Source organism: Bifidobacterium sp. LH_424 (assembly GCF_056356895.1).
Map to the genome: position 1 here is coordinate 631,418 of NZ_JBKEVC010000001.1, position 23,427 is coordinate 654,844.

The 23,427-nt window shown below is 65.0% G+C and carries 28 protein-coding genes; 9 read left to right on the forward strand and 19 right to left on the reverse strand.

Annotated elements, in window-relative coordinates; genetic code table 11:
• Positions 1-117: 117 nt before the first annotated feature.
• From AC1AYP_RS02625 to AC1AYP_RS02645, 5 genes are all read right to left on the reverse strand, one after another.
• Positions 118-1,335: an ABC transporter permease gene (locus AC1AYP_RS02625; RefSeq protein WP_476546663.1), complete on the reverse strand. Its 1,218-nt coding sequence runs from the start codon at positions 1,333-1,335 to the stop codon at positions 118-120.
• Complete coding sequence (locus AC1AYP_RS02630) at positions 1,332-2,093, reverse strand: ABC transporter ATP-binding protein (RefSeq protein ID WP_476546664.1); 762 nt, start codon at positions 2,091-2,093, stop codon at positions 1,332-1,334. The genes AC1AYP_RS02625 and AC1AYP_RS02630 overlap by 4 nt, the downstream gene beginning before the upstream one ends.
• Positions 2,090-3,220 carry a peptidoglycan-binding protein gene (locus AC1AYP_RS02635; RefSeq protein WP_476544610.1) on the reverse strand — a complete coding sequence of 377 codons (1,131 nt, stop codon included), beginning with the start codon at positions 3,218-3,220 and terminating at the stop codon, positions 2,090-2,092. Before AC1AYP_RS02635 ends, AC1AYP_RS02630 begins: the two co-directional genes overlap by 4 nt.
• 59 nt (positions 3,221-3,279) lie before the next feature.
• A complete protein-coding gene (locus tag AC1AYP_RS02640; RefSeq protein ID WP_476544611.1) occupies positions 3,280-4,113 on the reverse strand; it encodes a hypothetical protein in 834 nt (277 codons plus the stop codon).
• Positions 4,114-4,282: 169 nt separating this feature from the next.
• The gene (locus AC1AYP_RS02645; RefSeq protein WP_476544612.1) at positions 4,283-5,101 is read right to left on the reverse strand and encodes a hypothetical protein; all 819 of its coding nucleotides are present in this window, start codon (positions 5,099-5,101) and stop codon (positions 4,283-4,285) included.
• A gap of 140 nt (positions 5,102-5,241) precedes the next feature.
• Here AC1AYP_RS02645 and AC1AYP_RS02650 point away from each other — a divergent pair, with 140 nt between their 5' ends.
• Positions 5,242-5,913: a response regulator transcription factor gene (locus AC1AYP_RS02650; protein WP_476544613.1), complete on the forward strand. Its 672-nt coding sequence runs from the start codon at positions 5,242-5,244 to the stop codon at positions 5,911-5,913.
• Positions 5,910-7,436 (forward strand): sensor histidine kinase, encoded by a 1,527-nt coding sequence (locus AC1AYP_RS02655; RefSeq protein WP_476546665.1) that lies wholly within the window; start codon positions 5,910-5,912, stop codon positions 7,434-7,436. Before AC1AYP_RS02650 ends, AC1AYP_RS02655 begins: the two co-directional genes overlap by 4 nt.
• A gap of 67 nt (positions 7,437-7,503) precedes the next feature.
• On the opposite strand, the gene AC1AYP_RS02660 is transcribed toward AC1AYP_RS02655, so the two are convergent.
• Positions 7,504-8,118 carry an NAD(P)H-dependent oxidoreductase gene (locus AC1AYP_RS02660; protein WP_476546666.1) on the reverse strand — a complete coding sequence of 205 codons (615 nt, stop codon included), beginning with the start codon at positions 8,116-8,118 and terminating at the stop codon, positions 7,504-7,506.
• 132 nt (positions 8,119-8,250) lie between these two features.
• Here AC1AYP_RS02660 and AC1AYP_RS02665 point away from each other — a divergent pair, with 132 nt between their 5' ends.
• Positions 8,251-8,607: a hypothetical protein gene (locus tag AC1AYP_RS02665; protein ID WP_476532168.1), complete on the forward strand. Its 357-nt coding sequence runs from the start codon at positions 8,251-8,253 to the stop codon at positions 8,605-8,607.
• Between the two features lie 69 nt (positions 8,608-8,676).
• On the opposite strand, the gene AC1AYP_RS02670 is transcribed toward AC1AYP_RS02665, so the two are convergent.
• The 3 genes from AC1AYP_RS02670 to AC1AYP_RS02680 form a co-directional block, all read right to left on the reverse strand.
• On the reverse strand, positions 8,677-9,537 hold the full coding sequence (locus AC1AYP_RS02670) for a deoxyribonuclease IV (protein WP_476544617.1): 861 nt from the start codon (positions 9,535-9,537) through the stop codon (positions 8,677-8,679).
• Positions 9,538-9,612: 75 nt separating this feature from the next.
• Positions 9,613-10,020, reverse strand: coding sequence for a VOC family protein (locus tag AC1AYP_RS02675; RefSeq protein WP_476544618.1), 408 nt, complete (start codon positions 10,018-10,020; stop codon positions 9,613-9,615).
• A 62-nt stretch (positions 10,021-10,082) separates the two neighbouring features.
• On the reverse strand, positions 10,083-11,081 hold the full coding sequence (locus AC1AYP_RS02680; protein WP_476544619.1) for a hypothetical protein: 999 nt from the start codon (positions 11,079-11,081) through the stop codon (positions 10,083-10,085).
• A 157-nt stretch (positions 11,082-11,238) separates the two neighbouring features.
• Between AC1AYP_RS02680 and AC1AYP_RS02685 the strand changes: the two genes are divergently transcribed.
• Together AC1AYP_RS02685 and AC1AYP_RS02690 are read left to right on the forward strand one after the other, a co-directional pair.
• Positions 11,239-11,655, forward strand: a complete 417-nt coding sequence (locus AC1AYP_RS02685) for a peptide deformylase (protein WP_476546667.1) — start codon at positions 11,239-11,241, stop codon at positions 11,653-11,655.
• Between the two features lie 144 nt (positions 11,656-11,799).
• Entirely contained in the window at positions 11,800-12,759 is a 960-nt protein-coding gene (locus AC1AYP_RS02690) for an aldo/keto reductase (RefSeq protein ID WP_476546668.1), read from the forward strand.
• A 461-nt stretch (positions 12,760-13,220) separates the two neighbouring features.
• On the opposite strand, the gene AC1AYP_RS02695 is transcribed toward AC1AYP_RS02690, so the two are convergent.
• Positions 13,221-13,982, reverse strand: coding sequence for a TetR/AcrR family transcriptional regulator (locus AC1AYP_RS02695; protein WP_476546669.1), 762 nt, complete (start codon positions 13,980-13,982; stop codon positions 13,221-13,223).
• Positions 13,983-14,066: 84 nt separating this feature from the next.
• Here AC1AYP_RS02695 and AC1AYP_RS02700 point away from each other — a divergent pair, with 84 nt between their 5' ends.
• The 3 genes from AC1AYP_RS02700 to AC1AYP_RS02710 all read left to right on the forward strand — a co-directional run bounded on the left by AC1AYP_RS02700 (position 14,067) and on the right by AC1AYP_RS02710 (position 16,993).
• Positions 14,067-14,765 (forward strand): SOS response-associated peptidase, encoded by a 699-nt coding sequence (locus AC1AYP_RS02700; RefSeq protein WP_476544623.1) that lies wholly within the window; start codon positions 14,067-14,069, stop codon positions 14,763-14,765.
• Positions 14,766-14,888: 123 nt separating this feature from the next.
• Positions 14,889-15,254: a YccF domain-containing protein gene (locus AC1AYP_RS02705; RefSeq protein ID WP_476544624.1), complete on the forward strand. Its 366-nt coding sequence runs from the start codon at positions 14,889-14,891 to the stop codon at positions 15,252-15,254.
• Between the two features lie 374 nt (positions 15,255-15,628).
• A complete protein-coding gene (locus tag AC1AYP_RS02710) occupies positions 15,629-16,993 on the forward strand; it encodes an MFS transporter (RefSeq protein ID WP_476546670.1) in 1,365 nt (454 codons plus the stop codon).
• Between the two features lie 18 nt (positions 16,994-17,011).
• Here the strand turns inward: AC1AYP_RS02710 and AC1AYP_RS02715 are convergent, their stop codons facing one another.
• From AC1AYP_RS02715 to AC1AYP_RS02745, 7 genes are all read right to left on the reverse strand, one after another.
• The gene (locus AC1AYP_RS02715; protein WP_476546671.1) at positions 17,012-17,503 is read right to left on the reverse strand and encodes an N-acetyltransferase family protein; all 492 of its coding nucleotides are present in this window, start codon (positions 17,501-17,503) and stop codon (positions 17,012-17,014) included.
• A 30-nt stretch (positions 17,504-17,533) separates the two neighbouring features.
• Positions 17,534-17,833, reverse strand: coding sequence for a DUF2316 family protein (locus AC1AYP_RS02720; RefSeq protein WP_476544627.1), 300 nt, complete (start codon positions 17,831-17,833; stop codon positions 17,534-17,536).
• Positions 17,834-17,962: 129 nt separating this feature from the next.
• Positions 17,963-18,304, reverse strand: a complete 342-nt coding sequence (locus AC1AYP_RS02725) for a hypothetical protein (protein ID WP_476544628.1) — start codon at positions 18,302-18,304, stop codon at positions 17,963-17,965.
• A gap of 220 nt (positions 18,305-18,524) precedes the next feature.
• Positions 18,525-19,220, reverse strand: coding sequence for a hypothetical protein (locus tag AC1AYP_RS02730; protein WP_476546672.1), 696 nt, complete (start codon positions 19,218-19,220; stop codon positions 18,525-18,527).
• A gap of 12 nt (positions 19,221-19,232) precedes the next feature.
• The gene (locus tag AC1AYP_RS02735) at positions 19,233-20,015 is read right to left on the reverse strand and encodes a hypothetical protein (protein WP_476546673.1); all 783 of its coding nucleotides are present in this window, start codon (positions 20,013-20,015) and stop codon (positions 19,233-19,235) included.
• Positions 20,016-20,047: 32 nt separating this feature from the next.
• Entirely contained in the window at positions 20,048-20,746 is a 699-nt protein-coding gene (locus tag AC1AYP_RS02740; RefSeq protein ID WP_476546674.1) for an ABC transporter ATP-binding protein, read from the reverse strand.
• A 315-nt stretch (positions 20,747-21,061) separates the two neighbouring features.
• The gene (locus AC1AYP_RS02745) at positions 21,062-21,448 is read right to left on the reverse strand and encodes a hypothetical protein (RefSeq protein WP_476546675.1); all 387 of its coding nucleotides are present in this window, start codon (positions 21,446-21,448) and stop codon (positions 21,062-21,064) included.
• Positions 21,449-21,615: 167 nt separating this feature from the next.
• On the opposite strand from AC1AYP_RS02745, the gene AC1AYP_RS02750 reads away from it, so the two are divergent.
• Entirely contained in the window at positions 21,616-22,065 is a 450-nt protein-coding gene (locus tag AC1AYP_RS02750) for a response regulator transcription factor (RefSeq protein ID WP_476546676.1), read from the forward strand.
• A gap of 46 nt (positions 22,066-22,111) precedes the next feature.
• Here the strand turns inward: AC1AYP_RS02750 and AC1AYP_RS02755 are convergent, their stop codons facing one another.
• Positions 22,112-22,513, reverse strand: a complete 402-nt coding sequence (locus AC1AYP_RS02755) for an SdpI family protein (protein WP_476546677.1) — start codon at positions 22,511-22,513, stop codon at positions 22,112-22,114.
• 73 nt (positions 22,514-22,586) lie between these two features.
• Positions 22,587-23,414 (reverse strand): EamA family transporter, encoded by an 828-nt coding sequence (locus AC1AYP_RS02760; protein ID WP_476546736.1) that lies wholly within the window; start codon positions 23,412-23,414, stop codon positions 22,587-22,589.
• Between the last annotated feature and the right edge of the window lie 13 nt (positions 23,415-23,427).

Consider the following 23,427-nt stretch of genomic DNA (forward strand, 5'->3'; position numbering starts at 1 on the left):
GGCCAACCATGTCCGCAACCGACGTGCGCGTCCTACATTCCGGGCATGGGGGACGCATTCCGGCTCCCCCGCACCGGCGTACCGCCGCGCCGCCGCGGCTCCGTGATGCCGTCGCCGTCAGTCGCCGCGCAACGCCGCCGTAGGGGTGAAACGCGCCGCGCGGGAGGCCGGATGGATGCCGGCGAGCGCGCCGACGAGGATGGCGGCGCACCATGCCGTCGGCAGGGATGTCCAGTCCAGTGCGATTGGTTGTCGTGTGGATAGTGCGACGCCTATCGCCGTTCCTGCGCCGAGCAGGACGCCGGCGAATCCGCCGAGTGTGGAGAGCAGTGCCGCTTCGGCGAGGAATTGCATGCGGATGGCGCCGGGGGTCGCGCCGAGTGCGCGGCGCAGTCCGATTTCGCCGCGGCGTTCCATCACGGTGACGATCATCATGTTGGCGATGCTCATGCCTCCCATGGCGAGTGCGATCGCGCCGATCATGAGTCCCAGTGCGGTCAGTGAGTCGTCGGTGGCGTTGCGGGCTTCGGATAGGTCGGCGGCCGCGTTGACGGTTACCCCAGTTCCGGTGAAGTTCGCCGCGTGGGCGATCATGCGGCGCAGCGTCTCCGCGTCGCCGGGTTTCGTGCGTACGTAGATGGCGCTGATTCGGCCGATGGTTTGCGTTTGGTCCGGGTAGTGGGTTTTCGCGTATTTCGATCCGATGATCACGGATGAGTCGAAGTGTTGCGCTTGCGGCATCGGGTCGAGGATGCCGATGACGCCGTACCATGCGTCGTCGATGAGGATGCGGTCTCCGGTCGTGGTCACGCCGAGGCGGTAGGCGGCTTCGGAGCCGAGGATCGTGACGGGCAGGTTCACGTTGTCCGCGTCGATGCCGTGGCCTTGTGCGAGGGAGGCGCCGAGGGCGTCGAGCGCGCCTGGTCTCATGACGGACAACGCCAGCGCGTTGCCGTTGGATTTGGGGACGAATTCGTTCTTGAAGATCCGCGTGTTCTCCGGTGGGGTGTCGAAGACGCCGACCCGTTCGACCTGTGGTTGGCGGGCGATGGTCTTCGGCGCGTACTGAGGCAATGGGATCGGCTGTCGTGCGGCGTCCTGTCCCGGCGTGACCACCTGCAGGTTCGCCCCGAGCGCGTCGAGTCGTGCGAGCAGCGCCGCCTGGTTCGATGCGGCGATGCCGGACAGCGCCACGTATGCGGCGACGCCGAGCGCGATGCCCAGTGAGGCGAGCGTCGTACGTGACGTCCGTCCGGTCGCGCCGATCCATGCCGTGTGCAGGAGGTCCATGATGCGCGTGCCGATCGGCCGCGTCGGTTGTGTGTCGTCGTTCATGGTCGTTCCCCTTCCATCGGTTCCGTCGCGGCGGCGTCTCGCAGGGTGTCGTCCCGCACGTTGCCGTCCTGGATGTGGAGGCGGCGCGGGAAACGGGCCGCGATGTCGGGATCGTGCGTGACGACCACGAGGCTCGCCCCGTCGTCCGCCGCTTCGAGCAGCAGGTCGATGACCGCGTGTCCTGTGGCGGTGTCGAGTGCGCCGGTGGGTTCATCGGCGAAGATGATGTCCGGCCGTTTGGCGAGGGCGCGGGCGATGGCCACGCGCTGCTGTTCGCCGCCGGAGAGCTGTGATGGGCGATGGTGGAGGCGTTCCTTCAGTCCGACGCGTTCCAGGGCCTCGATCGCGAGTGCCTTACGCGTTGCGCGGGGCGTGGATGTGTATTGGAGTCCCGTCGTCACGTTCTCCAGCGCGGAGACCGTCGGGATGAGGTGGAACTGTTGGAATACGAAGCCGATTCGCGCGGCCCGCAGCATGCTGCGTCTCCGTTCCCCCATCGCGGCCACATCGTCGCCGTCGTAGCGCAACGTGCCGCTGGTGGGCATGTCGAGCGTGCCGAGCAGCGACAGGAGCGTCGATTTGCCCGAACCGGACGGTCCCACGATCGCGATGCGCTCCCCGCGGCCGATGGAGAGGGATGTCTCGTGCAGGATCTCCAATGGTTCGCCGTCCCGTCCGGGATGGCTTTTCGTCGCCCGCTCCAAGGTGAGGAGCGGCGCCGGCATGGTCGATGGCCGTACCATTCCGCTGCCCGTCATGACACCACCACCTTGTCGCCGGCTTCGAGCCCGTCGGCCTTCGTCAGCTGGACCCGCGCGTTCGCGACCAGCCCGATTTCGACGGGGACGCGTGTGACCGTGTCTCCGCGCACCACTTCGACCGCGTACGTGTTGCCCGCGGACGCGATGATCGCGGTCACCGGCACGATCAGCGATTCGCCGGAGCCCGCCTGATCGGAATCCGCCGTATTCGGGATGACGAGTTGCACCGATGTCGTGCCGAAGCGCGCCACCTGGGTCTGGTCGGGGAAGTCGACGCGCGCGGAGGGCGGGGTGACCTGCCCGTCCTTGCCCGTGGACTGGCCGCCCTGGTCGACCGCCGTAAGCGTGGTGTCGATGGTCGTGTTGTCCGGCATGATGACCTGCACCTTGTCGCCGGCCTTGAAGGTGGCGGCCTGCGTGGAGGTCAGCGTGGCCTCCACGTGCAAGGCCGTACCCGTGTAGCTGCCGGGGCTGGCGTCCCTGTCCCCGAGTCTCGCGGTCACGGTCTTGACGCGGATCGGCGCCGATGGCGCCAGCACCACGGAGGACGGCTCGAACACGCCGTTGGCGGCGTCGCCGGCCAGGCCGAGCGAACGCTGCCATTGGCGGACCGCCTCACGGGTCAGCCAGTCGAAATGCCCGTCGATGGTTCCGGCGAAGAATCCGAGTTCCGCGAGGTTCTGTTCGAGCTGGGTCACGTCCGGGCCGTCCGGCGCATCCACCTGGAGCGTACGCCAGAAGGGCCGCTCGCCGTGGAAGAGCGGCACGGGTGTGCCGTTCATCTCGTACACCTGCTGCCCGGTGGCGATTTCGGCGCCGGGCATGGGCAGTCGGGTGATGACGCCGGTGGCCGGCTGGAAGTCGGATGACGCGTCGTACTGCAGGGTCCCTCCCAGTCGGGTCTCGGCGTCGAGGACGCCCTTGACGACCGGCTGGGTGCGCAGCGTGGTCACATCGACCTTCGCGGCCGACGCCGCGCGTCCGATGCCGGTCGTATGCCCGACGAACGTCCACGGTTTGACCACCACGCACGCCACGACCAGCCCCACGGCGACGGCGAGCGCCGCGATGCCCGTGATGGCGCGGCGGATCCTTCTGGTCCTCCTCGTTGCGGTTCGTGTCATGTCGGGCCTCTTTCGTTGGGTGTTCCCGGTTCTTTCGGCCGGGGTCGGGGTTTGTACGTCTATTGAGCCGTGACGGATGAGGTTGCGGAGCCGTCGATTTCGCTCATCGTCTTCGTGTAGTCGTAGCCGAATTCCTCGGGTGTGCCGTCGAAGCCGTAGGCGATGTGGGCGTCGCCTACGGGGCATTCCTTGAGAAAGCGTCTGAGTTCGTTCTCTCCGACGGTTTTGGGGATGAGAATCGTGGTGGGTTCGTCGCCGGTCGGGTCGGCGACCCAGGTGAAGCCTTTGGCCCGGGCTTTTCGGGCGTAGTGAAGTGCGGCGCGTTTGTCGTCTTCGGAGATGGTCTGGGGTGTGGCGAGGTCCTGCGCGGGTTGGCTGAAATCGGGGTTATTTTTCTCGCAGTCGGAGTAGTCGGAGCGTTTCGGCTCGTATGGTGTGCCGGCGAGCGCGGTGGAGTCCTTGAACGCCACCCAGACGGCGTTGTCTTCGAGACTGGTGTACATGGCGTTGGTGTAGAGCTGCTGGCTTGTGTCGTTGGTGTCGACGTTGGTGCCGTCGGCGTTGGCTTGGATGGGGTTGCCGGATTGGTCGATCATGCGCAGTTCGGCCATGTTTTTGGTGGTGGGGCGTTTGGCCTTGCCGTCGGCGCCGGGGGTGACGGGGCCGACGGCGACTTGGGCGTCGAAGCCTTTGCCGGTGAGGCAGGCGACGAATCGTTTGGCGGTGGCATCGGTTTCGAGTGCGGTTGTGCCGGCCGAATCCGCGTCGTCGCCATTCGTGCCGGCGGCAGATGGTGTGGCGCAGCCGGCGAGCGCGGCGAGGCAGAATCCGGCTGCCGCGGTCAGTGCGAAGATGTGTCGGCTGGCTGCGAGGATTGGTTGGATGCTGGTCATGGCGTCCTCCTTGGTCATCTTGGGGATGGCGTGTCCCATTCCCCTGTGTGGTTGCCGTGTCTCCATCCAAGCGTGCGACGCGTGGAGTGTCCGTGTGGAGTCGGCTCACTTTCGGATTACCGTGTTCATCGTCCCGTCGGGTTTGATGGTTCCGGCGGACCGGACGGGGTCATCGTCCTTGTTGGACCGCATTGGTGTCGTATGGGTAGTCGCCGGTCCAGCTGAAGATGACGGGTGCTCCGTCGGCGGGGCATTCCTTGAAGAAGCGGCGCACGTCGGTTTCGGGCACGGTGTCGGGGATGATGATGCGCAGGGGTTCGTCGCCGGTCGGGTCGGCGACCCAGGTGAAGCCTTTGGCCCGGGCTTTCCGGGCGAATGCGAGTGCCGCGTCCTTGTCCTTCCTGCTGGCGTGGGAGTCGTCGATGCCTGTGGAGGCCACGCCTTGGGTGAAGTCGGGGTTGGCGTGTTCGCACGCCGCGTAGTCACCCTGTCTGGACGCGTACGGTGAGCCGGCCAGGTCGGCGGCGCCGTCGGCGATGATGTATGGGAAATCGTCGCCGGTGACGGTGTTGCTGATGGTGCCTGTCGACGTGATGTTCGGGTACAGGTTCGGATCGGTGGTCCAATCCCGTGTGACGACGCCGTCACCGTCGTCGATGAGCTTGGGCTGTTTGGGGTTGCCGGCCGCGTCGATCTCCAGCAGGGCGACCTGGTCGTTGTGCTCCCCCACGACGCGCGCGTCGAATCCTTTCGAGACGAGGCATGCGACGAACCGGCGCGTGATGGTGGGGATCGGATACGTGTCGGTCGTATCGTCGGAGCCGGCTTGCGCCGAAACATCCGTCGTGTCGGCGTCGTCCGTGGTGGGATGCGCGTATGGTGCCGTGCAGGACATGAGCGGCAGCGTCATCAGCGTCGCCGCCATGACCGCGGCGAGCCGTACGGCCGTTCCCGGCTTGCCGGTGGAAGCTGCGGTTATGCGTATCATGATGCGGCCCTCCTTCACCATCCATCGAACACCGTCCGCGGTGACGTCCGGGTGGTCGGCGCTCTCACTTTCGTCTTACCTTGGTTCGGGGAGGATAATGACGGGTACGACGTCCGTCCTGGGACGGGAAGGAGACGGGGATGCGGATACTGATCGTCGAGGACGACCGTGAGCTGGCGGCCGCGTTGGATGATGCGCTGAGATACGAAGGGTATGCGACCGATGTGGCTTCGACCGGAGTGGAGGCGCTGTCGGCGCTCGCCGATACGGATGTCGGCATCGTGCTGCTTGACCGGGATCTGCCGGTCCTGTCCGGCGACGCGGTCATGACGACGATCGCCGCGAACCGCATCCCCGTCGCCGTGATCATGCTCACGGCCGCCGCCGAGATCGGCGATCGGGTCAGCGGGCTCGATTTGGGGGCCGACGACTATCTGACCAAACCGTTCGCCTACCCGGAGCTGCTCGCCCGCATCCGCGCCCTGCAGCGTCGGACCGGCAAAGGGCTCGCCGTACAGGCGGTCCTGACGCGCGGCGATCTGACCCTTGATTCGACGCGACGGCTCGTGTTCCGCGACCACGGGCGCACGCTCGTCAGGCTCACGCCCAAGGAGTACGGCGTGCTCCTGGAGCTCATGCGCGCCGACGGCGGCTACGTGGGCGTGGACGAACTCTACCGGAACGTCTGGGACGGCGACGGCACGGGAGAACCCTCCGACGCGGTCAAGACCACCGTATACTCGCTGCGGCGCAAACTCGGCGGCCGTGACCTGATCGTCTCCACCCGCGGCGAAGGATACCGGCTCGCATGACCGACGAAACCGATAGGACGACCCCCGTCGCCGGCTCCGGCGGAAGACCCGGCGTCCGGCGTCGCGTCGCCACATGCTTCAGAGGGGTGCTCGACCGTATCCGTCCCAGGACGTTCCGTGCGAAGCTCACGCTCGCCATCGGCCTCGTGTTCCTCATCGCCCTCGGATCGGCCACCATCGTACAGATGTTCGTCGTCAACGGCATGTTCTCCTACGCGATGACCATCACCTATGAAAACGGCCGGAACGGGAATGGGGACGGCTCGAACGGATCGTCGTCGGACAACGACGACTATCTGTCGGCCCAAGGCTGGTCCACGGACCCCGATCCCGACGCATGGAGCCGATCGCACCGTTCCGCGGGCGGGAACGTCCCCGACTTCCTCGGCTCCTCGAGCGACGGGAAGGGCGAGGGAAGCGCCAGCGGACGGATCAACGGCGAACCGTACCGCGTCGACTGGGGTGGCGACGGGTCGTTCACCATCCGCACGCCCTACGGCGTCTCCGTATGGAACCAGAACACCATCGCCAACGGGCTGCGCATCAGCGCCGCCATCATCTTCGTCGCATTCGGCGCAATCAGCATCCTCGTCATCTGGATCGTCACCTCGCGCATGGCGAAACGTCTGCAATCCATCAGCGACCAGACCGCCGCGCTCGACCCCTCCGACCTCGGCACGCGCATCGACGTGGGACGCGGGGATGCGGCGAAACGGAGCGCACGCGACGACGAGGTCGCCCGGCTCGGCGATTCCATCAACGGGATGCTCGACCGCATCCAGGCCGCCTCCGAAGCGGAACGCCGGTTCGTGTCGAACGCGTCGCACGAGCTGCGCACGCCCATCGCCGCCGTCGAGACGAACCTCGACGCGCCCCTCGCGCAAGGGCGTTTCCCCGCCGACGTGGAACCTTCCGTACGCCGTGCGCTCGCCGCCAACCGGCGCGGCGCCGAACTGGTCGACGCGCTGCTGACGCTCTCACGCATCCAAAGCGGCGCATACGGCAAGCTCGAAGGCAACGGCGCCGCGGATGCCGGCAGCGCCGCGGACGGGTCGACGGACGTCGCCGCCTGCGTGAGGGACGCCCTGGCGGACATGGACGCGGAGATCGCCGCACGCGGCATCGCCGTCACTATCGACATGGACGGGCATGACGGCATCACGGCGAAGACGAACCCGACGCTGATGCGGCTCGCCGTCGACAATCTCATCCGCAACGCCGTCATGCACAACACGGACTCCGAAGGCTCGATCGACGTGACGCTCGACCGCGAGGGGGACCGGCTCCTCCTGACGATCGGCAACACCACCGGGGAGCGACTGTCCGACGATCTGACCGAACTCGTCCAGCCGTTCCATCGCGGCGTGAACTCCCGCATCAGCGCCGTCTCCGGCGTGGGACTCGGCCTGTCCATCGCCGACGCCGCATGCGAGGCGATGGGCGTGACGCTGCGCCTGTGGAGGGAGGAACGGGAGGGAGCCGACCGTTTCCTCGCCGGAATCGACGGAATCCCCGTGGCATAGGCTGTCCCGGCGTCTCCCCTCCATCGGCGTAGATGCCGGGACGCCGCTCATACCCGACGGAAGCGTCTCAGGCGAGCGAGGCGCCGAGCTCCCTGATCCCGTCGAGTTGCTTGGCCGCGGCTTCGCGCTTGGCGGGGTCGTCGTCGCCCATCGAGAGGTTGTCGACGTAGACGATCTCGACGTCCTTCACGCCGCAGTACTTCATGAACGTCTGGCGGCGGATCTGGTTGTCCAACGCCTCGCCGATTCCGTCGGACTCGTACCAGGATTCCGGGCCGCCGGTGAGCATGATGACGCGCACGGTCTTGCCGGCGAGCGCGCCGGGCGTGCCGTCGGCGTTGTAGGCGAATCCGCGGCAGATGACGCGGTCGAAGAGGCCTTTGACCATGGCGGGCATGGTGTACCAGTAGATGGGGAAGACGAGTGCGATCACGTCGGCTTGGGCGAGACTGGTCTGGATGGCTGCGACGTCTTTGGGCGTGTCGGCTTTGCCGAGGTGGTGGGCGCGGTCGGCGCTGGTGTAGACGGGGTTGAATCCGGTGTCGTACAGGTCGATGGTGTGGGTTTCGCCGCCGTGTGCGCGGAATCCTTCGGCGAAGGCTTTGCCGGCGGCGTTGGTGAGGCTGTGGTGTTCGGGGTTGGATGTGATGATGAGTGCGGTGCGTGTGGTGGTTGTGTTCATGGTTCCATTGTCCCGCCATGCCGGACGGGGTGGACGGGGTGGCATGGCCGCCGGTTGACTTCGTGTGGGGCTTGCGTGTAGCATTCGGGTGTTGGATAGTAGTTCCCACGGCTATGGAAGCCGTTCGAAGCATTGGTTGTCGCCGTCATTGTTCCGTCTGCTGGGGGTTCCGGCGACTGTTTGTTTGTCCAGGAGAGTGTTCATATGAGATTCATCGCTGTCGATTCGACGTTCGATCATGATTCGCGTGCGACGGATGTTCCGGAGGGCGTGCGCGTCCGGATCACCCGGCTGACGCCGCATCTTGATTATGATGTGGCCGTCACGGTGCCGGAGGGCATGCTTCCGTCGCGTAGGGAGACCACGCCGGGCGCGTTGATCGTGGGCGGGGCGATGGTGCATCATCGTTCGTTCCGCGAGCTTGGCGAGGCGGAGCGTTGGGCCCGGGAGTTCACCGACGGTCTGCGGGATGTGGCGGCGGTCGAATGATATCGTGGCCGGCCGGCGGCGTGCGTCGCTGTTGTCGCGCCGTGCCGTCGGCCGCCGCTCCCCCGCCGGTCAGTTCTCCCGCAGTCCGCGCAGCAGGGCGATCTCCTCGCGGTGCGTGTCGGGTGTGTTCTCCTTGGTTTCGAGGATCATCGGCAGCGTGTTCATGCGCGGGTCGTTGACGAGACGCGTGAAGAACGGCAGGCCGAGCTTGCCGTCGCCGATGTTGGCGTGCCGGTCCTTGCGGGAGGCGAGGCCGTATATGGAGTCGTTCGCGTGGATGGCTTTGACCTTGTCGAGGCCGATGACGTCGTCCAGTCGGCGGATTACGCCGTCGTAGTCGTCGACGAGGTCGTAGCCGGCGTCGAACACGTGGCAGGTGTCGAATGTGACGCCTATGCGCGTGGGGTCGTCGAGCCGGTCGATGATGGAGGCGAGTTCCTCGAAGCTGCGCCCGCATTCGGTGCCTTTGCCGGCCATGGTCTCCAACAGGATCGTGATGCCCGTGCCGTCCGCCTGTTCGCGTACGCGGTTCAGGGCTTCGGCGATCAGCCGGCATCCGGTTTCCGCGCCCTGTCCCACGTGGGAGCCGGGGTGGATGTTGAGGTAGGTCTCCTGGCCTGCTTCGTGGATGGGTGCGAGCAGGCGCATGTCCTCGGCGAGCGCGTCGATGGCGAACGCCCGTTTGGCCGGATCCTTGCCGGCGAGGTTGTACACGTAGGGCGCGTGGACGACGAGCGGCCCGTAGTGTTCCGCGGCCAGTCGCGCGCCGAACGCGGCGGCCTTGTCCGGCTCGAGGGCTTTCGACCGTCTGCCGTATGGGGAGCGTGGGAAGAACGCGAACGTGGTGCCATGTTCCGCGTGTGAGCGTTCGATGAGCTTGTCCCATCCGCCCGCGGTGGACAGGTGCGATCCGATGAGCAGTCCCGTCATGATGTCGCCTTTCGTGTGGTGTTGCGTGTGGCCGTCTTGCTGTCGGGCGGGTTTCGTCCCGCTTGTCCCCGGGTGTCATCGATCTTCGCTGTACCAGCCGGACCAGTCGGTGACGGCTTCGATGTTGTTGCCGTCCGGGTCGAGGACGAACGCGGAATAGTATCCGGGATGGTAGGGGCGCGGGCCGGGGGCGCCGTTGTCGCGGCCTCCGGCGGCGAGCGCCCGCGCGTGGAACGCGCACACGGCGGCCTTGTCGGGGGCGAGGAACGCGATGTGGGTGACCGGGCACGGCTGCCGCGCCGTGTCCGGTTCGTCGGCGGGCGACAGGTAGAAGTCGGAATGCGGGGTGCCGTCGTCGACGCCGAATCCGAGCGTGGGTTCGTGGTGGGCTTTGACGATGTAGCCGAGCGGGGCGAGCGCCTGCGTGTAGAAGGCGATGCTGCGGTCGATGTCGCGTACCTTGAGCGTCAGATGGTCGAGCATGTCTCCACTGTAGCGCGGGAATCACGGCGCGGACGGCATGGCATGCGCCGCCCACCCCCGGTTCAGCCGAGCCGGTACGCGGCGGCCGCGGAGCCCATCGCAAGGGACGCGGTCCTCGCGTGCTCCCGGCATTGGCGGTACGCCTGTTGGAGGGCGCCGACGACGGCGAGCGTGCGTTCCGCGTCGGTGTCGCCCGGCTGCGTGGCGATGGCGTCCAGTGCGCGCTGGCCGAGCGCCTGGAACCGGCTTTGCACGGGTTGCGGCCATTTCGCGTATCCGATCGCCGTGGGGAACACGTCGGTGACGAGCCGACGCGCGTAGTCGGTTCTCGCCTCGTCGGGCAGTCCGGCGATGGTGGCGAAGACGAGCACCCAGTCGCGGTGCAGGGATTCGCAGACCCGTCCGATCGTCGGCAGGTCGGCGGCCGGCTGCGCGCGGAGTTCCTTGACGGTCCCGTCCGCCGTGGCGAGCTCCTGCGACGATGCGGCCGTAGCCGGCTCGGCGGCCGGGTTCGCGTTCCGCTTGCCGGGGGCGGGTTTGCCGTCCGCGGCGGATTTGAGTTTCAGCGTCTCGCAGGCGCAGGCCGCCTCGTCGCGCATCGTGGGCCATTGGTCTTCGGGAATCGGCTTGTAGGTGAAGTCGAGCGCCTCGCACACCGGTTCGGCGATCTGGAGGAACCGGGTGCGGGTGATGCGTCCCTTGCGGCCGCTCGTCCATCGGATCGAGGTCGCGGCCCAGATGATGCTGGGACTGTTCGGGCAGGGCGCGACCATGAGCGGCTCACCGTCGGCTTTGGGCATGGTGGCGCGGTCGCGGTCGGTGAACAGGGTGACCAGTCGGATGTCGCGTCGTTTCGCCTTGCGGCGTTTGCGCGTGTCCTTGTCCTGCGTCCTGCTGTGCAGGCCCCAGGAGCCGATTTCGAACGCGGCCTTCCGGTCGGGGAAGTACATGTCGAGCTCCTGGCCGTCCAACTGCTCCGTATCCCCCTGGACGATCGTCTCGTCGGGCAGCAGCCACGCGAAATACGAGTGGAACAACGCTTCCTCATAGGAAACCGGCATGCGGGACCCGCCTTTCGAATCTCCGGGACGACATCGGGGCTATCCGAACATGATAGCCGCGGTCACGCCGTCCCGCTTCCCGCCGCGCAACGCGGCATGTACCCGGGAAGCCGATACAATCGGAGCGTTCACCACGGGCGAGAAGAAGGGAAACATCATGGAACGGGCGATCATGACCTCCGAGGCGTTCCTGCGGCAACCGTCCGACGAGGCGAAGGAGAACGACCTGCCGGTGGCGGCCGACCTCATGGACACGTTGGCCGCGCACGCGGACTCGTGCGTCGGCATGGCCGCGAACATGATCGGCGTCGCCAAGCGGATCATCGTGTTCCATGACGAGACGACCGGCCGGAACATGACGATGCTCAACCCGGTCATCGTCGAGAAGTCCGGCCGATACGAGACCGAGGAGGGGTGCCAGTCCCTGAAGGGCGTGAGGCCGACGGTCCGCTACGAGCGCATCACCGTCACGTATCGGACGCGGCGCTGGCGGGAGGCGGCCGCGACGTTCGACGGATTCACCGCCGAGATCATCCAGCATGAGATCGACCACTGCGACGGCATCCTCATCTGACGGCATGTGCCGGGAACGGGCAACCGGCCATGGATTATGTCTATAGCGTCCGCCGCATGGCCACGTCATGCCGGCTGCATAATGATGGGGAACGCCGGCGGCGAAGGGACCGCGGCGACGACACGAAAAAGGATGGTCTGGGCCATGACGGACAAACGTGTGAAAGTGGGGAACAGCGACCTGGAGGTGTTTCCGCTCGTGCTGGGCGGCAACACGTTCGGCTGGACGAGCGACGAGGCGACCAGCCGCAGGGTGCTCGACGAATACGTGGAGGCCGGAGGCGACTTCATCGACACGGCCGACGTGTATTCGGCGTGGGCGCCGGGCAATGCGGGCGGCGAATCCGAGATCATCCTCGGCCGTTGGCTCGCCGTGCGCGGCAACCGCGACAAGGTGGTCGTCGCCACGAAGGTGAGCGAGCACCCGCAGTACAAGGGCCTCTCGCACGACAACGTGGTCGCCGCGGCCGACGAGTCGCTGCTGCGTCTCGGCGTCGACGCGATCGACCTGTACTATGCGCACTTCGACGACAAGGCGACGCCGCTCGAGGAGACGGCGGCCGCGTTCGACGAGCTCGTCAAGGCGGGCAAGATCCGCGCGATCGGCCTGTCCAACTACACGGCGGACCGTATCGAGGAGTGGTTCCGCATCGCCCGCGAACACGGCTACGCGCTGCCGGTCGCATTGGAACCGCACTACAACCTCGTCACCCGCGGCGGCTACGAGCGCACGCTCGCGCCCCTCGCCGCACAAGAGAACCTCGCCGTGTTCCCATACTTGTCGCTGGCCGCCGGATTCCTCACCGGCAAGTACCGTTCCGCCGCCGACGCGGAGGGCAAGGCACGCCAAGGCATGGTCGCCGACTATCTCACCGCCGACGGCTTCGCGCTGGTCGACGCGTTGGACGAGGTCGCCAAGGCGCACGGCGTGGCGATCGCCACGGTCGCGCTCGCCTGGCTGCGCCACCGTCCGCAGGTCGCCGGTCCGATCGCCTCGGCGCGCACGCCCGAACAGCTGCCCGCGCTCCTCGCCTCCGTGGACCTCGACCTTGCGGCCGATGAGATCGCCGCGCTCGACAAGGCGTCCGAGCCGTTCACGAAGTGACGTCGCCAAGATCCCGACCTCACGATGAGGCGGGACGACTAGATGACTACTAGGCACCGCTAAGGCGGGTCGCCTTCCGAACATCGCATGACGAATGCGGCCGGAAGACGACCCGCCTTTCTCATTCCGGGCATCGAAGAAGCGGGGCCGGCACATCGGTGGGACGCAACGAAGCGTCCTACCGAACGTCCATGCGTTTGAGTCGGCATGGATCTTCCCCACTCCGAGTATTCATATGAAAGCTTATTTCTTATGAATGGCAAGGCTGTTTTCTTCCATATGTATGCGTCTTTCATATGAAAGAAAACAGTCTTCGGCAAACACTTCGAACTAGCCGGAAAAACGGCTGTATTCCGCCGTTTTAATTCATAATGTAGTCACTATCATTTGAATATTCGGCACGGAAACGCGCGCTTGCCGACAGCCATTCGGTCCGAATGGCAGCGAACCGCGAAGGCGGGTCAGTGCGACAGTGTCTCCATCGCCTCGGAGACGACGTCGACGAGCACGTCGACGACATCCGCGTCGCCGGTGCCATCGTCGCATCGCCGCGACCATTCCAGCAGGGATTCGATGATGCAGTCGATGATGAGGGAGACGGACAGGCGCACGGGGAAACCGACGCGCGCACCGCCGTCGGCAGCGGCGTCGTCGCTTCCCCATACCGCCGCGACGGCGTCCGCCCACTGCGGTATGCGCGCGTACAACGCGACGCGCAGTCCCTCGTCGGAACGCACGATGCGAAGCCGGCGCGCCAGTTCCTCCAACTGTGAAGGTTCGAGTCCGCCGAGCACCTGCGGTACCATACGCCGGACGAACCCGATCGGGGAGCCGCCCTTCCGCTCCTTGAGCTCCCGACGCAGGTCGGCGAACATCTCGCCATCCGTCGGGAACCCCAGGACGAGATCCTCCTTGGACGGGAAATACCGGAACAGGGTGATCGCGGACATGCCCGCCTCGTCGGCGATGCGCTGCGTGGTGACCTTGTCGTAGCCGTACTCGTCGAACAGGCGCAACGCGGTCTCGCGGATCGTCGCGCGCGTGGCGATCTTCTTGCGCCGCTGCCAGCGGGCGCGTGCCACGGTCGCCTTCACCGAGACGCCGCGACGGCTCGTCCGATCCTTCTCGTCCTCCACGTCGAACAGGGTGGGCGCGTCCGACGATGCGACAGCGGACTCCCGACGCGGCATCGTGCCGTCGTTCTTCCTCGCGTCAACGGACATGGCTTCCTCCTCGCGTCCCACGCATCTCCCATCGGACATCACCATGGTACCCGCGAGCGGACGGACGCGCGTAGACTGAACCGCATGTGCAGAAGGTTCGCGCTTGACCTGGATTGGGACGCGGTCGCCCGGTGGCTCGACGTCGGGGAGGACGGCATCAGACGCGACCGGCTGCCGCGACCCTCGTACAACATCGCGCCCACACGGACTATCGGCGTCGTCGCGCAGGGACGCGACGCACGCCGGCACCTGACCGGCGCGTACTGGACGCTCGTACCCCGGTGGAGCCGGAGCAAAACGCTCCCCTACCCCACATACAACGCGCGCGTCGAATCCATCCACGCCAAACCCACGTTCGCCGAATCGACGCGTTCCATGCGCTGCGTCATCCCCGCGAGCGGCTACTACGAGTGGAAGGGCAAACGCCCGTTCTACTTCCATGCGGACGGCGACGAGCCGTTGGCGATGGCCGGACTGTACTCGTGGTGGCGCGCCTCCGACGCCTCGCCATGGCGGCTGACCGCCACGATCGTCACCTGCCCGGCCGTGGACGGACCGGCGAGCGTGCACGACCGTATGCCGCTGCTCGTGCCGGACGACATGACCGCGGCATGGCTGGACCGCACGATCGACGGCGCGCGTCTGACCGGCACGTTGCGGGAGCGTGGCACGGAGCTGTCGCGCCGGCTGCGGTTCCATGAGGTCGCTCCGTTGCCGGTGGATGGCGACGGCCGGCGTCTCATCACGCCGGTCGAACACGTCGAACCGATCCGGCTGTTCTGAGCGCCGGACGGAAGGCCATTCAGGGAGGAATCAGGGAATCCCCCGATGGCAGGCGCCGCCGCGCGATGGGACAATGGGATGATTGCGGCACATGGAATCCATACGTGAAGGAGTGAAGAGAACATGAGGCTGATCGGCAATATCCTGTGGCTGGTGCTCGGCGGGCTCGCCATCGCGTTCGGATGGGCGGTGATCGGTCTGGCGTTGTGCATCACGATCGTCGGCATCCCGCTGGGGCTCCAGGCGTTCAAGATGGCCGGGCTCACGCTCACCCCGTTCGGCAAGACCGTGCGCTACGGCGGCGGATTCGGCTCCACGCTCGCGAACATCATCTGGGTAGTGCTCGCCGGACTCTGGATGGCGATCGGCTACGTCGTCGCCGGACTCGCCAACTGCGTGACCATCATCGGCATCCCGTTCGGCATCCAATCGTTCAAGATGGCCAAGCTCGCCCTCTGGCCGTTCGGCGCGCAGATCCAGGACCTGTAACCCATCCGTCCGCCCCGCCTCGGCGGGGCGCGGCACGTCCGTCGACTATCATGGATGGAAAATCGGAACATTAGTCGAGCCAAAGGAGCCTCGCATGTACGTCGTTCTGGAATCCTTCGCATACAGCTGAGAGCCGGGCCCCCACCTGCCTTCCACATCATGGTGTCACGGCCGGCGACCATACGGCCGTGACGCGCCTTTATGCGAACTTTCCGAACGCCGTCCATGAACGGTGCGCAGCATCCCCCCACGCAGTCCGTCGATCGTCGACCGGCATGATTCTCCACCGCAAGCGGATGCCGAGGGACGATCGTCGACGGTGACGGGTGAAGGCCCGCGCGCCGGTCATGGCGCATCATGAAACGAGACCCATCATGAACGCCGACGACCACCCGAACCCGATCCACACGCAATCCCCCGATCTCCCTCCCAGCGCGACCATCACGACCACCGCGACCGCTCCCGCGAACGGACCGTCGCAACGCACCCGCCCGCTCTGGCGGCTCCCCGCATACCGCCGCTGGTTCGCCGCCGACACCGCCGACGTGGTCGCCGTCAGCCTGCGCACGTTCGTCATACCCTTGCTCGGACTCGCCCTGTCCGGCTCGCCGTTCGTCGCCGGCCTGCTCGTCACCATCGAATCGGCGATCGGGCTGACGCTCATGTCCGTCGGCGGGGCGCTCGCCGACCGTCACGACCGGCGACGGCTGATGATCATGCTCGGCCTGACCGGCACCGCCCTGTCCGCCGCGGTGACGGTCATGCTCGCCACCGGGACTATGCGCGCGACGACGTTCGCCGTGGCGGTCGTCCTGTTCGCGGTGGTGAACGGACTGCTCGGACCGTCGAACGACGCGATGCTCAAATCCCTGGTGCCGATGGACCGGTTCGCGAAGGCGCAGGCCATCCGCGAGGCGCGCGAGTCATGCGTCGAACTGTCCGGAGGCGCGATCGGCGGGCTCCTGTATCGAATCGCCGGATGGATGCCGTTCCTTGCCTCCGCACTGCTGTACCTGGCCTCCGTGTTCGCCTCGCTGGCGTTGCCGGAACGAAGCGGCGACGGAACCGACAGGGCCGACGCCCCTTCCTCTCCGGACGTCGGCGAGCCGTCGTTCCTCTCCCAGTTCGTCGAAGGATGGCGGTGGACACTGACCCGCAGGACCGTGCTCGCGGCGATCGCGCAGGGCGCGGTCATGAACGTCGCCTGCTACGGAAGCATCATCGGCGTGCAGATCATGCTGGCGGAACGCGGCACGGACGCGGCGCTCATCGGGCTCGTCGGCACCGCCACCGGCGTCGCCGCGCTGATCGGATCGCTCGCCGCCGGATGGCTGGTCGAGCATGTGCCGACCGGCCGGCTCATCATCCTCACGTTCGCCGTGTTCACCGCCGCGATGCTGCCGCTCGTATTCACCGACTCGTATGCGGCGGCCGTCACGTGCATGGCCATGGCGTCGGTGCTGTTCCCGGCGTTGAACGCGGGCGAGCTCGGCTTCATCTTCGGGCGCACGCCGGATGACATGCAGGGCAGAGTGTCCACCGTGTTCGAGACGACAGTCGGAGTGCCGGGCGCGTTGGCGCCCGCGTTGGTCGGATGGCTGCTGCAGACGCCGGGATTCGGGTTCCGCGCAGTCATGCTGCTCGTCGTCCTGTGCGCCGCCGCCGGACTGCTGCTCGCCTGCCTCACTCCGACGCGGCGCATCCCGTTGCCCCCGCAATGGGAGCAGGTCGGGTTGTAGCCGGAGAATCCACCGCTTCTACCGGTAGTTGGCCATCTCGAGTTCGGGGCCCAGATCCTCGGTCTGGGTCAGCCCGGTCTCGTGGAAACCGATGTGCCGGTAGAAGCCGCGCGCATTGTCGTTGAATCTGAACACCCATAGCGCGAGACGGTCGTTGCCGACGGCCCGTTTGCCGGCTTCGACCAGCATGCGTCCGACACCATGTCGATGCCAGCACTCCAGCACGTACAGCGAAGCCAGTTCCGCCGCGTCCGGACGGTCGATCGGAGGCCGGGGCGTGCGCAGCAGTTCCGCGAACCCGATCACATGATCGTCCGCGAGCGCCACCAGCGTGGCCTGTCCGGGGTCCTCGGCGTGGGCTTGGGTGAGTTTCAGCGCGAACTGCGGGGTGATGGCGTCCACGATGTCCTGCGGGATATGCCCTTGGTTGAGTTCCCGCCATGTGCGGGACTGCACCTGCGCCTTCTCCTCGAACCATCGCGGTTCGATCGGCGCTATGCGGATCGTCATCGGTTTCCTCGTCTCGTCGGTTTGTTCGTGTCAGTCGAGCCGGTTCGCGTCGATGATCCGGTCGTCGAGGAACCAGTAGTCGTGCGGGTCGCCGCGCAGCGCGGTGAACGGCACCGGGCGGATGCCGGCGGCCTCGGCCTTGTCAAGCAGGTAGCGGCGTACGATCCACGGGTATTCCAGCACACCTGACTCGAGGTCGATGATGCGTCGGATGGTCTGGCCGCCGACCCCGAAGTCGACGCCGATCTCGTCGACGGTCAAGCCGAGCAGATTCATGTTCTCGCGGAATTCGCGGATGGTCGCCTCACGCTGTGCGGTGGTCAAAGACATATCGAGCTCCCCCTTTGCTGATGCCACAATGCCGACTGCATAGAGTCTACCGCCGTGGATGCGGTTCGCCCATCGGAGAATCGCATGGGATCATTCGATATGAGACCGGTATCAGGAACGCCGCCGGTCTCACCGTCCACGTCGCCAGCCGGTCGCCGCGGCGACGCCGGACACGGTCTGCACGCAGAACAGTCCGGTAAGGAAGAGCGGGACGACGGGCTGGTAGGTGCGGTAGAAGTCGACCATGTCAGGCTGCGCGTACGGCGCCGCGATGGCATACGTCGCATAGGCGAGCAGCGCGACGAACGCCGAACCAGCGAGCATTGCGACCACCGCCACGCGCAATCGACGACGCTCGCCCTCTATCCTGATCATGGCCCGGAACGCGATGACGATGCATATAGCGACCAGCAGATAGCACAACAACCCATATGCGGGCAGCATGTCGATGATGGTGAATACCGATCCCATTGCGTCACCTCGTATCCGGAGTTTCTGGACCGTCCACCCCCATCTTCTGCGATCGAGAGTGCAACGAATCCGATGTCCTGTCCGATTATCGCTTCCACTCTCCCACTGGCACGACATCGTGTCAAGCAATCGCATGACGGCCGTCGACCATGGTTGACGCCATGATGTCAGAACACCATGAAGGCTCACTCGCTTCCTCGTTGTACACGTTTGGAAGCCGTTATGCCTGGTCAATGCGGCTCACGCATCTCCACACCAAAGCCGCATATTCCATGCCAAGAAAAGCAAGCAGCCAACCGAGCAGTACCGGTACAGCTGACGTCAACTGGACATTCCCATCCGACATCAAGCGGATTGTAGTCGAGTAGAAAAGATCCTGTGTCATAGGAGCAGCGGAGATGATGAATGGTTTGAGCAGTATCGGTGTCAGGGAATAAACGGCTAATCCGAGCAACACATTTCCGGCGGTCAAGGTCAGTGATAACACAGCGAGTCCGTTCATCGCCGCCAACGCCGTGTATCGAAAGACGAGATTGATGCCGCCGCCGCTTCCGTAGACACGTGCATCACTGACGGCGTCCACCAAGGTCAACAGCAGGGTGGCGGCGAGGAGGATGATGGTTTTTGACGACACGAGGGCGACCGCCATCCGATACCGGGAGCCGACGATTATCGCCGCCATCGTGGATTCTTCCGAACCGAGCTCGATATTCGCCAGTACCGCGGCGACAATCACCGTCGCCTGCGAGGCGAGCACCACACTGCTCGCGGCGTCCAATGGGTTGGCCCCGGAGGTATCCAAACTGATCGGCAGTGCCGCGACCGTGTACACGAGAACCACCCAGCATACGGCTAACACGCACGCTACCTGTAGGATGCGTGCGGTCGCATCCTTGTACAGCAGGGCTGTGATCATACGAAACATCCCTTATGCCTTCGATTCGCATAGAAGTCGGATGCGCGCGATTGCCGCGATGCACAACATCGCAACAAGCCAGCATCCCATGACAATCGCGGACGCCGCCACGGAGATGTCCCCGGCATCGGCGACTCTCCCGAACGCGAAGCTTTTGCCGCCGATCATCGGCAGCAGCACGTCCGCATGAATCACCTTCAGTACGCCGGACAGCGAGACCATGAGCAACAGGAAGATCACGACCAATGCCGGCACGTCACGTTTCGTGGCTACGGCCGCGATGTAGCCGACCAGACCCATGACCACGGCGAACACCGTGACACGCAACGGTGTCGTGATCACGGTCTTGGTGAGGAACATGGGCCGCAGGGCGGGATGCAACGTCGCGACAAGTATCACCACGTTCAGTGCGGATGACAGCAGTGAGACGCCAGCGCAGTAGATCACGGTCGCGAGTACGTCTCCGATTGCGAACGACCAAGGCCGGTTGACCAGCAGTCGCAGTTGCCGTTCGTCGCCCGAGCGGAATCCTGCCGCGACGTTCAACGCCACGATGATCGGAATGAGAATGATCGAGGTCTGGTAGGGCGAGGCAAGCACGGCGTCGGATACGATATGCATCGGATTCGAATCCAGGGAATCCGTCGAGCGTATGGCGCCGTCCGCAGCGATGGACACCGTCGAGGAGATCGTCTGCACGCCCAGTACCGCGAACAACGCGGTGAGCGCCAGTACGGCGAACACCGACCAATAGAACTGCCGGCTCGCGCAGTAGCGCACCAGCGAGCAGGACACATACCGGGGTGAAACATTCGTTCCCATCCTGCTCACTCCTTCACCACACTGAAGTACGCCTGCTCCAGACTGCCGTAACCATCGAGGAGCGTATCGATGCCATCGTCAAGCACTTTCCTCCCGCTCGACAGTCCCACGACGTGGTCAGCCACCAGTTCCAGTTCGGCCATGTAATGGCTGGAGACCAGGACGGTCCTGTGATCCGATACATAGTCCTTGATGAAGTCACGCACCCATTTGATGCCTTCCGGGTCGAGCCCGTTCAACGGCTCGTCCAGAATGAGATACGGGGCATCGGCCAGTATCGCGGTTGCGATGCCCAACCGTTGCTTCATGCCGAGCGAGTAGGTCTTATACGTGCGGTTGCGCGCCTCATATAGGCCCACAAGACGCAGGCATTCATCGCAACGGAAGAACGGGATGTCGGCGGCCAGTGCGATCCAGCGCAGATGATTGAGACCCGTACGCGACGGATACGGTGCCAATCCGTCGATGAACGAGCCGACGACAGTGAGCGGATTGGGGCCAAGTTCGTGGTACCGTCTGCCGTCGAACGTGGCCGTGCCGTTACTGGCCGGTTCCAATCCAAGCAGGATGTGCAGCAGGGTCGATTTGCCGGCGCCGTTCGGCCCGATCAACGCCGTGACCTTGCCTTGCTCGGTTCGGAACGACACATCGTCCAATACATGTTTGCTTCCGTAGCTTTTCGACAGACCGTGAATCTCAATCATGACGTCCTTTCACGACTCGCAGCACTCCATCTCTCGGAATATGTCTCCATCAAAGGGCTCCTGCTGTGGCCGCACAACAACGCGTCAAGCGATTGCATGACATGTCGACTATGGTTGACTTCACCGTGATACCGGAGTCAAAGGTCATTCCCTCCACGTGTGTATGAGTAGGGAATAGTCAAGAAGTACACACATCGCTGGAACGCACGATGCCGGTCAGACGTCATCAGCAGTCATCGCACACATCACCACCGAATGACGAGAGCTTTCCTCCTGATTACGCCGATTCGGGAAGCCGTCGAAAACCATTCAGGGTCACTGGCCGATCCAGTTTTGAACATACGCGACAACACCCAGAAATGCGCCTACGCCCACTCCGAGGAAGATGGGCCCCCATCCTCGTAGCCAGTCCGCGAACAGATTGGTTGAGGATTTCGCGGAGTCCCCAGTCATCGGTTGCATTCCGTCCGGGCTCGCTTGCCGGTTCATGGTCGCTCTCCCCGGTATCCCGGCGTTCTTCACGGCCAGATATAGAGCTATGACCAACAGCGACACCCCGACGGCCCGGCAGAGTATGCGGAAGACATCTTCCGATACCGCGAATGCGAGAGCCTGCAGCGCTATGGATGCGAACAGCAGTACGACGACCAGCCGTCCGGCATTGCGTCCCCGCGCTGACCTGTTATCTGTGGGCTTCTTCATGGCGATCGCCTCTCTTCTTCGAGCCGTTGTCCATAGTGATCCAGTCATCACCATTACACACCACTGTGCATCGGCTCCGCAACGTCACGTCAAGCGACCGCATGACATCATCGATGCCGCCGTTTCGCAACGGAAGACCACAGGCTGGCGGCGGTACAGTGGACGTCATGGGACTTGGGAACGAGCCGGGTACGACAGGCGCGACGGGCGCGATTCGCATCGGCGTATTGGACAACGATCCGTTCGCATTGGACGCGATGTGCGCGATGATCTCGGCCATGTCAAGGGATTTCCGCATCATGTGGGCCACCGGGTCGCCCGCCGTGGCAATCGAGCACTGTCACAACACACGTACCAGACCGGATGTGCTTGTGCTGGATATGGCGTTGGGCGGCGTCACCGGCGCGGACGTGTGCCGGCGTATCCGGCGCCGGACCGGCGAGGTGGGCGTCATCTGCGTCACCTCGTATTCGGTGGACGCCTACCGGGCCGAGGCGATCGAGGCCGGTGCGCAAGGTTTGCTCGCCAAGGAACGTCTTAAGGCCGACATCGCCGAAGCGATACGGCAGGCGGCTCATGGCTCGCCGACCGCCGCACAGGCCTGCCATCGTTATTGAACACGATTTTGAATGGCACCACCGAAGCGCGGCCTTCGTGCATAAGTCAACGCTCATGGTCCTTCCCTGATGCCGATACACCATCCAGGTAATGGTTTTTGGCATCGAGATTCGCGATGACTCCGCATATGACGAGCCATGCGATGAGCATGACGGCAAGGGCGAGGAGTACCCACCACCAAATCATGTCCATGTTATTGATGTCTCGGGTCGCAATCATGCCGACCATCACATCTACCGGCATCAGAGCGACCAGAACGCCACTGCCGAAGAACACGAACGCGTACTTGCGGTGCACGTATTCCCATGTCTCATCCGAGGCGATCGTCCAGCGGGTCTTGATGCCGACCTGATAGTTCCGCTCCAATCGGCCGTCTTTCGCGGACCGGTACGCGGAGAAGCACCACCGGGCCGTCAACAGGAAAATAACAATCAATCCCAGAAGCATGTTCCCAATCCTTTCCTACGCTTGTTCGAGAGTGACACGCTCTGCCGCACTCACGTCACCGGCGCGATGATCATTATTCCGTTGAACCGCCGGACGCCCATACGAGCAGGGCTCCGGCGAGGGAGACGACGATGACGCCGAGCGTGGCCGTGGGCGTGATGGTCTGGCGTAGGATCAGCGCGGCGATGACGACGCTCATGGCCGGGTCGATGGAGAACAAGGTGCCGACCACGCGCGCCGATGTGATGCGCCCGGACAGCGTGTCCATCGTGTAGGGGATCGCCACGCCCAGCACTGCCGACGCGACGATGACGCCCCATTGGGAGGGCGTCGCATGCGTGGCGTGGCTGACGGATATCGGCAGGGTGGCGAGCGCGGCGACCGTGACCGACAGGGCGAGCCCGTCCAATCCGGTGCCCGTCTTGCCGACCTTGTCGGCGAACAGCGTATATAGGCCGAAGCAGACGGCCGACCCCAATGCGAACAGGTAGCCGGAAGGGTTGAAGTAGCCGCCCGGTGTGAACGAGATCAAGCCCACGCCCACCAGCGCAACCACCGCGCACAGGCCTTCGCGCCAATGATGGGAGCCGGCGAGGGAGACCACGCAGGGGCCGAGGAATTCCAAGGTGACGGCCACACCCATCGGGATGCGGTCGATGGCCGAGTACAGGCAGATGTTCATCGCCGCCATCGCGAGTCCGTAGGCCGCGATGCCCAGCCATTCGCCTTTCGACCGGCCGGCCAGCTTCGGCCGGATGAGCGCGAGCATGGCGAGCGCGGCGACGAGCATGCGCATCGAACTGACCGGAATCGGCCCGAGGGCATCGAACAACGAGGCCGACAGCGATGATGACGTCTGGATGCCCAACGAACCGATCATCACCATGCCCGCCGCGGCCATCACACGACCGCGT